This is a genomic window from Streptomyces sp. NPDC055013, assembly GCF_053608645.1.
In genome coordinates, this window is sequence record NZ_JBSGVW010000004.1 from 92993 (window position 1) to 108003 (window position 15011).

General features: G+C 69.1%; 11 protein-coding genes. 7 read left to right on the forward strand and 4 right to left on the reverse strand.

Annotated features, from left to right (window positions below):
- The first annotated feature begins 151 nt into the window (after nt 1-151).
- From ACWGDB_RS06895 to ACWGDB_RS06905, 3 genes are all read left to right on the forward strand, one after another.
- Nucleotides 152-2683 (forward strand): ATP-dependent Clp protease ATP-binding subunit, encoded by a 2532-nt coding sequence (locus ACWGDB_RS06895; protein ID WP_453821439.1) that lies wholly within the window; start codon nt 152-154, stop codon nt 2681-2683.
- A 40-nt stretch (nt 2684-2723) separates the two neighbouring features.
- A complete protein-coding gene (locus ACWGDB_RS06900; protein ID WP_427844595.1) occupies nt 2724-2921 on the forward strand; it encodes a hypothetical protein in 198 nt (65 codons plus the stop codon).
- 122 nt (nt 2922-3043) lie between these two features.
- Nucleotides 3044-5356 (forward strand): FdhF/YdeP family oxidoreductase, encoded by a 2313-nt coding sequence (locus tag ACWGDB_RS06905; RefSeq protein WP_453821440.1) that lies wholly within the window; start codon nt 3044-3046, stop codon nt 5354-5356.
- Between the two features lie 599 nt (nt 5357-5955).
- Here ACWGDB_RS06905 and ACWGDB_RS06910 read toward each other — a convergent pair.
- Nucleotides 5956-6513: a TetR/AcrR family transcriptional regulator gene (locus tag ACWGDB_RS06910; RefSeq protein ID WP_453821441.1), complete on the reverse strand. Its 558-nt coding sequence runs from the start codon at nt 6511-6513 to the stop codon at nt 5956-5958.
- 98 nt (nt 6514-6611) lie between these two features.
- Between ACWGDB_RS06910 and ACWGDB_RS06915 the strand changes: the two genes are divergently transcribed.
- Nucleotides 6612-7220 (forward strand): DUF2867 domain-containing protein, encoded by a 609-nt coding sequence (locus ACWGDB_RS06915; RefSeq protein WP_453821442.1) that lies wholly within the window; start codon nt 6612-6614, stop codon nt 7218-7220.
- Nucleotides 7221-7477: 257 nt separating this feature from the next.
- Here ACWGDB_RS06915 and ACWGDB_RS06920 read toward each other — a convergent pair whose 3' ends face one another.
- On the reverse strand, nt 7478-7924 hold the full coding sequence (locus ACWGDB_RS06920; protein WP_453821443.1) for a hypothetical protein: 447 nt from the start codon (nt 7922-7924) through the stop codon (nt 7478-7480).
- Between the two features lie 309 nt (nt 7925-8233).
- On the opposite strand from ACWGDB_RS06920, the gene ACWGDB_RS06925 reads away from it, so the two are divergent.
- The 3 genes from ACWGDB_RS06925 to ACWGDB_RS06935 all read left to right on the forward strand — a co-directional run bounded on the left by ACWGDB_RS06925 (nt 8234) and on the right by ACWGDB_RS06935 (nt 11364).
- Nucleotides 8234-8482, forward strand: coding sequence for a hypothetical protein (locus tag ACWGDB_RS06925; RefSeq protein WP_453821444.1), 249 nt, complete (start codon nt 8234-8236; stop codon nt 8480-8482).
- 219 nt (nt 8483-8701) lie between these two features.
- On the forward strand, nt 8702-10666 hold the full coding sequence (locus ACWGDB_RS06930) for a sensor histidine kinase (RefSeq protein WP_453821445.1): 1965 nt from the start codon (nt 8702-8704) through the stop codon (nt 10664-10666).
- Nucleotides 10667-10668: 2 nt separating this feature from the next.
- Nucleotides 10669-11364: a response regulator gene (locus tag ACWGDB_RS06935; RefSeq protein WP_453821446.1), complete on the forward strand. Its 696-nt coding sequence runs from the start codon at nt 10669-10671 to the stop codon at nt 11362-11364.
- A 22-nt stretch (nt 11365-11386) separates the two neighbouring features.
- Here the strand turns inward: ACWGDB_RS06935 and ACWGDB_RS06940 are convergent, their stop codons facing one another.
- On the reverse strand, nt 11387-13375 hold the full coding sequence (locus ACWGDB_RS06940) for a sensor histidine kinase (RefSeq protein ID WP_453821447.1): 1989 nt from the start codon (nt 13373-13375) through the stop codon (nt 11387-11389).
- Between the two features lie 474 nt (nt 13376-13849).
- The gene (locus ACWGDB_RS06945; RefSeq protein WP_453821448.1) at nt 13850-14824 is read right to left on the reverse strand and encodes a hypothetical protein; all 975 of its coding nucleotides are present in this window, start codon (nt 14822-14824) and stop codon (nt 13850-13852) included.
- Between the last annotated feature and the right edge of the window lie 187 nt (nt 14825-15011).

Genomic DNA, 15011 nt, shown 5'->3' on the forward strand with positions numbered 1-15011 from the left:
CGCACGCCTCCCCGCATCACAGCGCGTAGCGCCCGGGAACACGGGCTGCCACGGGCTCACCTGCCCGCCCCGGTCTTTCCTCCGCTCCGTTTGCAGGGCTCGGACTGCCGCGTTTTGGTGGAAGGGACCCGTCGATGTCCCAGGAGCTGCCATGTCGATGTCGTCATTCGGTTTCGGCTCGCCGGACCCGTTCAGCGATATGTTGAACCGCTTCTTCGGCATGTCACCGGCATCATCGCCACCGGCGGTCCAACGGGTGCCGATCGGACGGCTGTTGACCGAGTCCTCCCAGGAACTCCTCAATCTCGCCGCTCGGCGCGCCATGGAGGACGGCACCTCCGACCTCGACACCGAGCACCTCCTGTGGGCCGCCACCCAGGTCGAACCGGCACGCTCCCTGCTTGCCCGCGCCGAGGTGAACCCCGATGTGCTGGGCGCCGAGATCGCCAAGATCCTTCCCAAGGAGTCGGTCGAACCGTCCTCCGAGCCGGGACTGACCCCTGCGACCAAACGCACTCTCGCCGCCGCCTACGCCCGGTCCCAGGCGGCCGGGGTCTCCTACATCGGCCCCGAGCACATTCTCGGCGCGCTGGTCGCGGACGCGGATTCCGGTGCCGCCCGGCTGCTCCAGGCCGAGGGCCAGGACGTCGGGCGGCTGGCGGGCGTCGCGGAGCAGGCGGCCCGTACCGAGGGGCAGCCCGCGGACCGCAAGCAGGAGCCGGCGACGACGCTGGACGAGTTCGGCCGGGACCTCACGGAGGAGGCGAAAGCCGGCAAGCTCGACCCGGTGGTCGGCAGGGCCGAGGAGATCGAGGAGACCGTCGAGATCCTCTCCCGGCGCTCCAAGAACAACCCCGTGCTGATCGGCGAGCCCGGCGTGGGCAAGACCGCGATCGTCGAAGGGCTGGCCCAGCGCATCGTCGCAGGTGAGGTGCCCGACACGCTGAAGGACAAGAGGGTGGTCGCCCTCGATCTGTCGGGCATGGTCGCGGGCGCGCAGTACCGGGGGCAGTTCGAGGAGCGGCTGAAGAAGGTCATCGAGGACGTCCAGGCGGCGAGCGGCGACATCATCCTGTTCATCGACGAAATGCACACGGTCGTGGGCGCGGGCGCCACCGGTGAGGGCTCGATGGATGCCGGGAACATGCTCAAGCCCGCGCTGGCCCGCGGCGAACTCCACGTGGTGGGCGCGACGACCATCGACGAGTACCGGAAATACGTCGAGAAGGACGCCGCACTGGAACGACGCTTCCAGCCGGTGATGATTCCCGAACCGAGCGTCGAGGAGACCGTGCAGATCCTCGAGGGACTGCGCGACGCGTACGAGGCCCACCACCAGGTACGTTTCGCCGACGGCGCCCTCGCCGCCGCGGCCGAGCTGTCGGACCGCTACATCAGCGACCGGTTCCTGCCCGACAAGGCCATCGACGTGATGGACCAGGCGGGCGCCCGGGTGCGGCTGCGCAGCGCCGGCCGGTCCACCGAGGTCGTCAGCCGCGAGGACCGTATCGCCAAGCTGCGTCGCGAGCAGGACCAGGCCGTCGCCGCGGAGGACTTCGAGAAGGCGGCCCGGATGAAGGGTGAGATAGCCCAGGCGGAGGGCGAACTTGCCGGGATCGAGGAACGACGGGAGGGCGTCGTGTCCGTGACAGACACGGACATCGCCGACGTCGTCTCCCGTCGTACGGGCATCCCCGTCTCTCAGCTGACCGCCACCGAGAAGGAGAAGCTCCTCGGTCTGGAGGAGCGGATGCACTCCCGCATCGTCGGCCAGGACGAGGCGGTCACCGCCGTCTCCCGGGCCGTGCGCCGCAACCGGGCCGGCATGGGCGACCCGAACCGTCCCGTGGGTTCCTTCCTCTTCCTCGGCCCCACCGGGGTCGGCAAGACCGAGCTGGCCAAGACCCTCGCCGAAGAGCTCTTCGGCGAGGAGGACCGCATGATCCGCTTCGACATGAGCGAGTTCCAGGAGAAGCACACCGTCGCCCGGCTCGTCGGGGCTCCTCCCGGGTACGTCGGCTACGACGAGGCGGGCCAGCTCACCGAGAAGGTGCGGCGCCGACCGTACAGCGTGGTCCTGTTCGACGAGGTCGAGAAGGCGCACCCCGACGTCTTCAACACGCTGCTCCAGATCCTCGACGACGGGCGCCTCACCGACGGGCAGGGACGCACCGTCGACTTCCGGCACTGCGTCGTGATCATGACGTCCAACATCGGTGCCCACCGGATCCTCGCCCACAAGGGCGATGTTTCCGAGCTCAAGGACGAGTTGATGGAGGAACTGCGGGCGCGCTTCCTGCCGGAGTTCCTCAACCGCATCGACGACATCATCATCTTCCACGGCCTCACCGAGGAGGACCTGGGGCAGATCGTGGACCATCTGCTGGACCGCAGCGAACGGCGGGTCGAGGCCCAGGGTATGACCCTCGAGGTGACCGAGGCGGCAAAGAAGCTGTTGACCGCCCACGGGCACCAACCGGAGTTCGGCGCCCGCCCGTTGCGCCGCACGATCCAGGCCGAGCTGGACAACCGCGTCGCCGACATCCTCCTCGGGGGAGAAGCGGAACCCGGGGACACCATCGTCGCCGATGTGACGGACGATTCCCTCCACTGCACCGTCCGCAGGGACGCCCCGAAACAGGACGCGGCGGAGGAGGAGAAGGACGGCGCCGAGGAGAGCTGACGTCCCAGCACTCCCGGACCCTCGATCGAGGAGGCCGCGCATGACGCACCATCATCACAAGTCCAACAAGGCCGTCGAGGGCGACTGGGAGCATGGCCACAACAGGGGCATGCCCCGCCGCCCCGACGAGGACGAACTCGCGCTGCTCACCGTGCACGAACGAAGGGAAGCAGGCCTGACCGGCGAACCCGCGCAGGGCGCGGAGACCCCCTACGGCTGGGAGGGACGCAAGGGCTAGAGAACTGGCGGAAACTCGGGGCGGTCGGGTGACCGCCCCGAGGCCACGGTGACCGTGCTGCCGATGCCCAATCGCTGCAAAGTCGTCGGCGTCGCGCGCCCGGACGGTGAAGGGTGAGTCTCTTGAACGCCTCCCACGACGACCAGCAAGCCCCCGAACCCCGGGTCGGGCCCGAGCCCGAGGGCGATCCGCACTTCCGTCCCTACCACCACCCCGCGGCAGGCTGGGGCGCGGCGAAGAGCGTGAGCCGGGTGCTGATGCGTGAGCGCGCGCTCGTGGACGGGCCCCGGGCGATCATGCGGATGAACCACGAGAACACCGGCTTCGACTGCCCCGGATGTGCGTGGCCCGACGACACCAAGGGCCTGCACCTGGACATCTGCGAGAACGGCATCAAGCACGTCACCTGGGAGATGACCCCCAAGCGCGTCGACCGTGCCTTCTTCGCCGCACACTCGGTCACCGACCTGTCCGCGTGGAGCGACTACGACCTGGAGGACCAGGGCCGGCTGACCGAACCGATGGCCTACGACCCGGAATCCGACCACTACGTCCCGATCAGCTGGCACGACGCGTTCAAGATGGTCGGCGACACCCTGCGCGCACTCGACGACCCGAACCAGGCCTCGTTCTACACCTCCGGCCGCCTCGGCAACGAGGCCACGTTCCTCTACCAGCTGATGGCCCGCGAACTGGGCACGAACAACCTGCCCGACTGCTCCAACATGTGCCACGAGGCGAGCGGCCGCGCGCTCCAGGCGTCACTGGGCACCGGCAAGGGGACCGTCGACCTCCAGGACTGGGAGACCACCGACGCCCTGTTCATCATGGGCGTCAACGCCGCCTCCAACGCACCGCGCATGCTCACCGCCCTGGCCGAGGCGTATCACCGGGGCGCCCAGGTCGTGCACATCAACCCGCTGGTCGAGGCGGCGGCCACCCGCACGATCGTGCCGCACGACTTCACCGACATGGCCCTGTTCAAGTCCACGCGCACCAGCACCCTGAACCTGCAACCGCGCATCGGCGGCGACATGGCGCTGCTGCGCGGCATCGCCAAGGCCGTCATGGAACAGGCCAAGGCCGACGCCAAGGCGCTGGACCAGGAGTTCATCGACCGGCACACGATCCACTTCGACGCCTACCGCGCCCTGTGCGAGGACACCCCCTGGGCGGAGATCGAGCGCCAGTGCGGCCTGGACCGCGACGACATCCTCAAGGCGGCCCGCGTCTACCGCGAGGCCGACCGCAGCATCGTCAGCTGGTGCCTGGGCGTCAGCCAGCACGAGCACGGCGTCGACACCGTACGGGAGATCGTCAACCTCCTGCTGCTGCGCGGCAATCTGGGACGCGAGGGAGCGGGCCCGTCGCCCGTGCGCGGACACAGCAACGTCCAGGGCAACCGGACCTGCGGCATCGACCACCGGCCCACCGAGGACTTCCTGGACCGGCTCGCGCAGTACTGCCGGATCGACCCGCCACGGCAGCACGGACTGGACACCGTCGGCACGATCCACGCCATGCACCGGGGCGAGGTGAAGGTGTTCGTCGGCATGGGCGGCAACTTCGCACTGGCCGCCCCCGACACCCCGTACACCTACGAGGCTCTGCGCCACTGCGACCTCACCGTCCAGGTGAGCACCAAGCTCAACCGAAGCCACCTCGTCCACGGCCGGCGCGCGCTCATCCTCCCCTGCCTCGGACGCACCGAGAAGGACCACCAGCGCCACGGCGTCCAGAGCACCTCCGTCGAGGACTCGATGAGCATGGTCCATCTGTCCCTCGGCATGAAGCGCCCCGCGTCCAAGCACCTGCTCTCCGAGCCGGCCATCATCGCCGGAATGGCCCGCGCCGCACTCCCGGACAGCCCCTCTCCCTGGGGGTGGTACATCGAGGACTACGACCGCATCCGCGACACCATGGCCCAAGTCCTCGACGGCTTCGAGGACTTCAACCGCCGCGTACGGCTGCCGCTGGGCTTCCGCATCAAGCAGCCCGCGCGCGAACTGGTCTTCCTGACCCCGTCAGGACGAGCCGAGTTCTCCACCGCCCCACTGCCCGACGTCGTCCCCGCCCCCGGCACCCTGGCCCTGGGCACCATGCGCTCCCACGACCAGTGGAACACCACCATCTACTCCGACAACGACCGCTACCGCGGCATCAGCAACCTGCGCACCCTCGTCTTCATGAACGAGGACGACATGCGCGAGCGCGGGATCCTCGAACTCGAACCGGTGGACATCACCAGCACGGCCAAGGACGGCAGCCACCGCCACCTCGACGGCTACCTCGCCATTCCGTACGACATCCCCCGCGGTTGCGCGGCGGGCTACATGCCCGAGATGAACGTCCTGTGCGCGATCGGCGACTACAGCACCCAGAGCGACCAGCCACTCATGAAGCACGTCAAGGTCACCATCACACGGTCGACCTGAGCACGGCAGTACCGAGCGGCAGGGCCCTCCTGCGTCAGGGCTGCGCCGGGTCCGACGGTGGTGATGCAGGACATCGCCTCGTCGCAGTTGCTTGCGCATGCTGTGGGGGCTGGAGGCGTCGACGACCAGGTGGTCGAGTCCGGCGGAAGGTTCGGCCGGCGCCTCGAGTGTGGGGATGCGTCCGGCCACCGTCGGCTTCACCCCTCGCGCACAAGGGCCACCAAAACAGTGCTGATTTCCCCGGGAGTTGTCACATTCACCTGGACACAGGCCCTGCCCATCAGCGCTGGACCCGCCAGCCAAAGGACCCTGGCCTGCACGTGCGCTGCAAAGGAGTCAGGACGGCCGCACATCGAGTCAGGACAACGGCTTGAGACGGGCCTGCACGAAAGCTACTGCAGCGCCAGATGCGCAGCGGGCGGCGCGGTGCCGGTACCGGGCGAGACACCATCGCCGGCCCTGCACCGCGCGGTCGGCGAAGCACGAGAGCATCCCGAACACCCCCGCACCACGAGCGAAGCCATCGGCCCCGCCGCCGGCCGGGCACCGACCGCCACCACCCACACATCAAGACCAGCAGCACAATTCATCAGAGCCACTCAGCCCAACAACCGGTTCCTGACCGCGGCGAGGACTTCCGAGCGGCTGCGCGGGCCGTTGTCGGCTGCAATGAGGTGGTCGCCGATGCGCAGTGAAAAGGTGATCAGGCAGCGGGCCTCGACATCGCCCTCGTCGGGACAGAAAGCCCCGTAGAGCTCGCGCAGATAGTCCATGCGCCGGTTGTCGGCCCGGCGCAGGCACTGCGCGACGCCTTCGTCGCGCCGGGCCCAGTCGCGGATCGCGAGCTCGACCCCGGCGCTGGTCACGGGCGTCTCGCCGGACCCCACGAAGTCGAAGAGACGTCCGAGCCGCTCGCGGGCGTCGCCGCCGTCGTGCTCGATCCGCTCGATGACGTCCTCGGTGACCCCGCGCTCCCAGGTGTCGAGTATCTCCTCCAGCAGGGCGGCGCGGTTACGGAAGTAGCCGTAGAAACCGCCCTTGCTGACACCGAGCGCCTGGGCGAGGACCTCGACCCGGACAGCTTCGGGGCCGCCGGCGGCGAGCGCCCGCAGCCCCTCCTCGATCCACTTGTCCCGCGGCGTACGGATCGCGCCCATGCCGTGTCTCCCCTTTCACCTGACCGACCCAAGTATACGGAGCCGTATAGATGGGTCTATGCTCGATCTATACGCCACCGTATAGACAGGGGTCTGCCATGAACGGTCTGCGCCTTCCCTCAACCGACCACACCTCCCGCCCCTGGCGGATCCACGAGATCGCCGGCGACTTCCGGCTCGAGGACCTGTGGGCGCTGCCGACCCCGGGCGGCCCTGACGACCTGCACCACCTGGTCCAGCAGATGGCGGACGGCACGGACGGACCGGACGGCGGCAACCCCGTGGGCCGCTTCCTGTTCGCGGTGCGCTGGAAGCTCGGCGCACTGCTCGGCTGGGACAAGCCGGACTCGGGCGTCGGCGGCCGGGTGGCGACACTCCGCGACCGGCTGCCGGACGACCTGCGCGAAGGCCCGCGCGGGCCCGACCTCGCCGCGGCGCCCTTCACCTCCGTCTTCCAGACACACGACGAGTGGGCCGCCGAGTACGCCAACAAGACCATGCACGGGGTCATGCACATCGGCTGGGTCCCCGACGGCAACGGCGGCTACCGCGGCCAGATGGCCGTCCTGGTCAAACCCAACGGCCGCCTCGGCTCCCTCTACATGATCGGCATCAAACCCTTCCGCTACCTGGGGGTGTACCCGGCCCTGATGCGATCCATCGGCCGGGAATGGCGAGCGAACACGGCACGCCGAACAGCACACTGACACCCCCCTCCCCCACAATTCCTGGCTCCACGAAAGCCACTGCGGCTTCACGGATGAGCAGCGGCCCGTTCGAGAACGGGTGTTGGGCCCACCTGAGTTTCGAGGAAGGGTTCATCACCCGCGGGCCCTGGCCCCACCCGCGACACGAAAGTGGGGCGCGGAACGCCGATCAGCGCCCTCCGCACTCGTGGCGGAAGCGGCGGCGCGAAGCCGGTGTGCTCCGCGCCGCCGCTGGTGTGTGTCGCCGCGTCCGCCCGTTACTTCGGACGGTCGACGACCGCCGCGTCGATGTGGTCGATGTACGGCCGCGCGTACCGGCTGACGGGCACGACCTGATTGACCGGCTTGTCGATCCTGCTCGGGCAGGTGGGGTCCCAGGTGCCGCAGGCCGTTTCCAGCACGAGGTCGGTGTTGGCTGCCGTGTGCCCCTCGTCGTCCACGAACGTCACGACCAGCTTCTTGCGGCACACCTCGAACCACAGGTGGTTCTGCACGGTGACGCTGCCGACCAGACGTGAACTCGCCCTGTCCCACCGGACGTTCGCACTGTAGGAGCAGGCAGCGGTGTACTCGCTCTCCGTGCTCGCGTGCAGCACCGGGTCGCCCACCGCGGCCGAAGCCGGCGTCGGCGCCCAGATCGCGGCCGCGGCGGCCGTGGCCACGGCGGCCGTCGCGATCCTCCGTGTACCTCGGTTGTTCAACACATCGTCCTCCTCGTGTCGCAGCCGAAATCCGGCTGTCAGTGCTGCGCCGCGAACGTGCGGCGGTGATGAGATGGTTCTCCGTCCGTTCCGTGCCCCGGCCCACGGCCGAGGCGGGGTCCACTGTCGGCCGCCCGGAGGCCCGGCGGCATGAGGCCCGTGTCCCGGCCTGACGGGCGCTCCAGCCCCCGACACCTGGGCGCACGTCCGGGCACGGAGCCCGGCCCGTGCGGGACTCGTGTCCCATGCGCTGCCGTGCCCGGGCGGCGCAGTGTCTGTGCTGCAACGACAGCGAGAGACCAGGGGGACGACATGTCGTTTCTGATCAGGGCGGCCATCCGCGGCGGGGCAGGCGTCGCGCGCCGCGTCTGGGGACCGGCGGCCGGCGATGTGGTCGAACGGTTCGATCTGGCGAACCGTCACGCCGCGGCGGTGGAGCGGCACGAGATGGCTCAACAGGTGGCCTCGGGCACGGTCGCCGCTGATACGGCCGGCACCGACACGGACGACGGTGACGGCGGATGGTTCGACAGCGTCGCGGAGTGGCTGTTCGGAGAGTGACCTTTCGAGGCGGGCGCGCGGCGCAGGTGTCGGCGGGACCGCGGCGCACGTTAGGCGGGCGCGCGGCGCATATCGGAGGGCGCGCGGCGCATGTATCGCGGGGCGCCCAGCGCTCGTATCGCGGTGCGCGGCGCACGTATCGGCGCGAGCACCGCAAGGAAGGGCACAACCCCACCGGAAACGCTGGCCGTCGGGCGCGGACAGCAGGAGAATGAGGGCGTGGCCGTGCGCGTGATCGTGTGGTCGGTGGTGCTGTCCGGCACGGTGGCGGTCGCGTTCGCCATCTGGGTGCTGTCGTTGCCCGACGGCCTGCCTGAGCCGGAGGGGGGCAGTGCCGGCGAAATCGGGCTGGGCGCCGCCATATTGTCCTGGTCCGTCACGGGTGCCGTCGTGGCGTCGTTGCGCCCGCGCAACGCGCTCGGGTGGTTGTTCCTCGCCCTCGGCGCGACGGGCAGCTGGCAGACCGGCTTGGCCGCGTACGGCGGCTACGGAGTGTTCGTCGCCGACGCGGACTGGCCCGGCGCCGCGGTCGCCGTCGCAGTGGCCAGCGGCGCGCACTATCTCGTGGTGTTCTCCCTGCCCACGATCGTCATGGCCCTCTACCCCCAGGGCCGACTGGCACGCAGATGGCTGCGCGTCCCCGTCACCGCTGCGGCGACCGCCATCGTCCTACTGACCCTGGCCGCTCCCTTCGACTCCGAGGCGTATGACGACATCGTGCCCGAGGGCACGCCACCGGTCGCCTTGCCACCGCTGGTGACCGGCGTGGTGAACGGGACCTGTCTGATGGTGATCGGGTTGTGTTCCGTGATCCTCGTCGGACACACGATCGCCCGGCTCGTCCGTTCTCAGCCGCCCGAACGGCAGCAGCTCGCGTGGATGATGTGCGTGCTGGGACTTCTCCTGATCTGCCAGTTCTTCGCCGGTCCCTTGGCGAGGGCGTGCCTGATCGGCTTGGTGCCGGTCGCGGTGGCCGTCGGCATCCTGCGCTACCGGATGCTCGGCATCGAAGCCGTCATGCGCCGCGGGCTCCTCTACGCAGCGCTCACGGTGGTCGTCATCGCCGTCTACCTGCTTGCCACCATCGGCCTGGGGACCGTGTGGAGTCGCGGCCCGCTGCCCGGAGTCCTCGCGGCCGGGGTGGTGGCGATCGGGCTCACGCCCGCACGGGAGAGCGTGCAGCGTGCCGTCGACTGGTGGATATACGGTGCGCGGCGCGATCCGCTCCGAGCGCTGGCCGGGCTCGGAGACCGAGTGGCCGACGCGGACGACCACGATCTCCTCCTCGTCGCTCTCGAGGCGGTCCGGCAGGCTGTCCGTTCCCCCGGCGTCACGGTGATCGGTGCCGAAGGGAGCGTCCTCGCGTCCGCAGGCGCCGGATCGACGTCCGGCCATGCGGTACTTCTACGGGTCGCCGGGCGGGCGTTGGGCAGCATGATGGTCGCGGAACGGACACCGGGCGAAAGCTTCAGCAGCGATGACAGACAGCTACTGACGGCACTGGCCCATCAGGTCGCCGTGGTCGTCAGGGCGCGGCAGTTGACCGACGATGTCGCTCTGGAGCGCGACCGGGTCGTCAACGCCACCCGTGCCGAACGCGATCGGCTGCGCAGGGATCTGCACGACGGACTGGGCCCGTCGCTGGCCGGCATCGGGCTCGGTCTGCAGGCCGCGGCCGACGGCATGTCGAAAGGCGAGACAGGCACCGCAGCCCAGTTGGTGGATCGGACCCGTGAAGAGGTGGCCGGCGCTGTCGCGGAGATCCGGCGCATCATCGACGGCCTGCGGCCGACGGCCCTGGACCGCTTCGGGCTGGCGGAGGCCGTTGTGCGACATGCCAGTTCCCTGGCGCCGGCGGTCGCCGTCGACGTACGTGCCGGCGAACTGCCCCTGCTGCCACCCGAGGTGGAGGCCGCGGCCTACCGCATCATCGGCGAGGCGCTGACGAACGTCGCCCGGCATGCCGGCGCATGCAAGGCCCGCATCGCCCTGACCGCGGACGCTCACGCCCTCCACATCACCGTCTCCGACGACGGACAAGGCATCCCACCGGACGCGCCCCCAGGCGTGGGGCTGGCCTCCATGCAGCGCCGCGCCCTGGCCCTGGGCGGCACCCTCGTCATCGCCCCCGCGGCACCCGGCACCCTAATCTCCGCCACCCTCCCCCTGGAGCCGCACCGATGAGTATGGACGAGCCCGTGCGCGTGGTCATCGCCGACGACCATCCCATGTTCCGCTTCGGCCTGCGTGCCGCCCTGGAGAGCGCCGACGGCATCGAGATCGTCGGCGAGGCGAACGACGGCAACGAACTGCTCGCCGCGGTGGAACGGTCCGAGCCCGACGTGGTTCTCACCGACCTCGCCATGCCGAACCTCGACGGCACTGCGGCCATCCGGCAGTTACAGGCCGGCAATGGCCGGACGGCAATCCTCGTGCTGACGATGCATGAGGACGACGTGGCTTTGGTCGGAGCGCTGCAAGCCGGCGCCCGGGGCTATCTCCTCAAGGGCGCCGACCGCACCGAGATCGTGCGTGCGGTGATGGCCGTCGCCTCCGGCAGCGCCGTCTACGGCGAAGCCGTGGCCCGCCGCATCAGCGCTTTCTTCGGCCAGTCCGAGAGCCGGTATGCGGCGCGCGTCTTCCCCGACCTGACCGATCGTGAACGCGAGATCCTCGGGTACGTCGCCGAAGGCCACAACAACCACGCCATCGCCCGAAGTCTCTTCCTCGCTGAGAAAACCGTCCGCAACCACGTATCGACGATCATGAACAAACTCGGCACCACAAGCCGCGCAGCCACCGTCGCCCGCGCCCGCGACGCCGGCCTGGCGGGCACGAGCACGAGCGACGACACGAACGACAGCGCACGAACGGACGACTGACCCGCAGCGCACGACATCCCACTCATGGGTCCAGGGGAAGTTCGACAACGACGGTGTGCCCCTGCCCACTGCGGATGACCCGGAAGGTGCCGCCGAGTTCCTCGGCCCGGCGGCGCATGGACACCAGCCCTACGCCATCCTTACGCGCCTGCGCCCTGGTCAGGGCGGTCCCGTCGTCGAGGACCTTGAGTTCGAGCACCTGGCCGACCGACACATGGATCCGACAGTGCGAGGCCCTGGCGTGCTTGACCACATTGGTGAGGGCCTCGTCCACGATCCGGAACGCCGCGGTCTCGACCCGTTCCGGCAGGGCGGGAACATCGTCGGGTGACTCCACGGTGATCTGCAGGCGCTGGTCGGTCGCCAGCGTGACGCTCAACGCCCGTTCACGCAGTGCGGGTACCAGACTGTGCAAATCGAGTGCCGCTGGGCGCAGAGCGTCAATGATGCGTCGTACGTCTTCGACCGCGTGCCTCACCTCGGACCGCAGACGGCGGACGCGCTCCTCCAGGGCCGCCGACCGGCCCGCTACGGAGATTTCCATGGCTTCGAGGCCGAGCGCCACCCCGGACAGCGAGGGGCCCAGGCCGTCATGCAGATCGTTGCGGATGCGTGTCCGCTCCGCTGCCGATGCTTCCGCTGCACGCAGTCGGGCCGCCCGTAACTCCCGGTTGAGTTGTTCGGTATGCACGATCAGCGCCACGGGAGCCGCCAGGGCATCGAGGATCCCGGCATCGGCAGGCGGGAACCCCTCCGGGTGATCAGAGCAGATCGTGAGGTCGGCGACATGGGTGCCATCGACGGTGAGCGGACGCACCGATACGCAGGCGGACCGTGTCCCGGTCTCCGCCAGAAGCGTCCCGTCCGCTGCCGCGAGTGCGGCATACGGGGCCCGGACCGCGGAGGCGACCGCCCGGACGACAGCGGGCAGGGCGTGCGGCGAAGTGGACAAATGATGACCGAGGCGTTGGAAGGGCCGCAGCGGATCGTTGCGTGCTCCGTAGACCAGACGGTCCACCGCCTTCTGCAAGCGGTCGCGTACCGGCGTGAGCAGCGCGGCAACTGTGGCGGCCGCCACAATCGCCGAAGTGGGACCGGACGCCACGGCTACGGAGAGCCCTGCAGTCACCCCACCGTATGTGCATAGGACCATGGCGGTGAGTCCGGCGTACAGCAACGTTCGCCGAAGGATGACTTCGATGCCGAGCAGTCGGTACCACAGCACACCCACGGTCACAGCGACAGAGACCAGGGCCAGAGCCAGAGGCAGGAGACGTCCGAAGACCGGCACGAACGACACCGCGAGAAGGAGCCCCAGAGCGCTGAGAAGCCACAGCAGTTGTTGACGCTCCGGTACCGCGGCGCGCCGTACACGCAGACACGCACCCAGCAGGATCAGCAGAGCCGCACCGGATGCCAGGGCCGCCCCGCCGAGCGTCAGCACCGTCGTCCGCATCGGCGCGAGCTCAACGAGAGGCCCCTCGCCCCGGTAGTACTCGGCGGCAGGCCGAGCTGCCGTGGCCATGCCCACTGTGGCCGCCAGGGCGCCGGAGCACAGGATCCAGTTCACCCATTGCCAGTGGTCCGCGGCCAGTCGGCCCCGCGGATAGTAGACGACCAGAATGAGCAGGGAACACAACGCCGGTATCCACAACGAGTTGCCCAGTGAATAAGCCAGCCCTTCACCAGGCAGTCGTTCCGACGGCCTCGCCTGCGCACGCACCGCATAGACAGACGCCGCGTCCTGTGCCGTACCGAACACAGGGACGGCAACGAGAAGCCAGCCGATGGGGTTGCGGGGCCGTGCATTGATCAGTACGACACTGGCCGGAAGCGCCAGGACGACACCGAGCAGTTGTGCGTACGGCACCGGCTGCTCCCCCGCTTCAGCGGGGAAACTCAGACCGCGCCCCAGGTAGACCGTCCAAGCGGCCGCTGCCAAGGCAACGACGGCCAGGGCAACGCCTGTTCGGCGCAGGGCAGCATCTGACAGTCGGAACGGGGACGCCACGCCCCTAGTGTCCAGGGACCGCGACCGGATCGTCGAGATGCTCGGAGGCACCCACAGCCACGACTGAGCCGGAACTGGTCATGGACCTCGGCGTCACCGTCGCCCGGGACAGCTGGACACTGGATGCACGGACAGGCCCCTCCACGAGGTCGAGGCCATTGGTTCCGAGGGCGAGTTCGCGGCGCACAGTTACTCAATTGCGCAGTGGGGCGCGCTGGCTCACCGGCGCCTTGGGCCGGGCAGGCACGTAGTGGCGGATCGCGAGATGCTGGAACTGGGGCAGGGGCGGAGCGGCGAACCGCCGCCACGGTTGGAACTCGTCCTGACCTACTGGGCCCGGACTGGCTGTCCTACCTGTTCGGGCGGGGCCGGCAGAGTCTGACAGCCTACGCGGCGCTGGTTCTGGGCGGAGCACTCGCCGGCCTCACCACGGCTCTTGCCCAAGACGACCGGATGCCGGAGAGGTGGGCACGCCTAGTCACTTTGGTATGCCTTGGCCATGGCGTGGAAGGAGCGCTTGGGGGCGAGGCTGCCGTCGGGCATCAGCTTGCACACCCCGTAGGAGGCCATGTCGAGGTCGAAGCGCGGGTCGGCGTGGTGCGGGTACTCGTAGCCGGCGAAGGTGAACCAGAAGGCGGTATCCACGCCTTCCTCATCGAAGACGGCGAGCATCGCGCGCAGGTAGTGGGCCTGTTCTTCCTCATCTCGGACGTATTCGCCGTTGATGCGGGGCGGATTGGCGTCGTAGTCGACGACATCTACCCAGCCCATGCCGCCGCGCTCTGCTGCACCCCGGTAGGTGCAGCAGCCGAACTCGGTCGCCGCAAGCGGCTTACCGTGCCGGAAATACTCGCGCAGGCCCTGGCGGAAGGCGTCCCCCGGATCGCCGTAGGCGTCCGCACTTACGATGTCGAAGGGCGCCCAATCGACCTGTTCCCATGTTCCGGAAGCGTAGGTGATCTTGCCGCGGAACCGTGAACGCACCAGCGCTGCGATGTTGGCGAGCAGGGAGTTCAGCCGGGCAGGAACCTCGGCGAGCCCGGCCAATGCCTCGGGGGCGCCGCTGGTCAGGGCTTCGATTCTGGCGAAACTGTCATCTCCGGGGAGAATGTCGGCGGCGAACAGGCTCAGCTCGCAACCGGTGACGAAGACGTCCGCTCCCACGTCCTGGGCGCGGTCGGCACAGGTGACGAAGTAGGGCAGCAGCTCTTCGGCGGACAGTTCGCAGGGGAATGGGGAGAACCAGACCTCAAGCCCGGCATCGGCGGCGTACCGGGCCGCAACGGCCAGTCGCTCAGGGTCGCCTCCGGTGATCCGCACGGCATCGCAGTGCAGGTCGTCTGCGATGATGCGGATCTCGCGTCGCACCGCTTCGGCGTCGAAGACGGGCCGCGAACTCTTGCCGCCCGGAGTGAAGCCGGTGTCATAGGTGATGCCTTTGGCTCGCATGCAATGCTCCTGACAATCAATCGACATCTGTTGCTGCGTCTCACCGGGCGTCGCTGGGAGTCGGCTCGGCGGACGGATCGCATGGACGATTCGGAGTGCGTCAGGAGATCAGCTCGACGGCCAACTTGCCCGCGCTGCCATGTCGCTTCTCCCTGGGCGACCACCCGGCACCCATGTTCGGCGATCG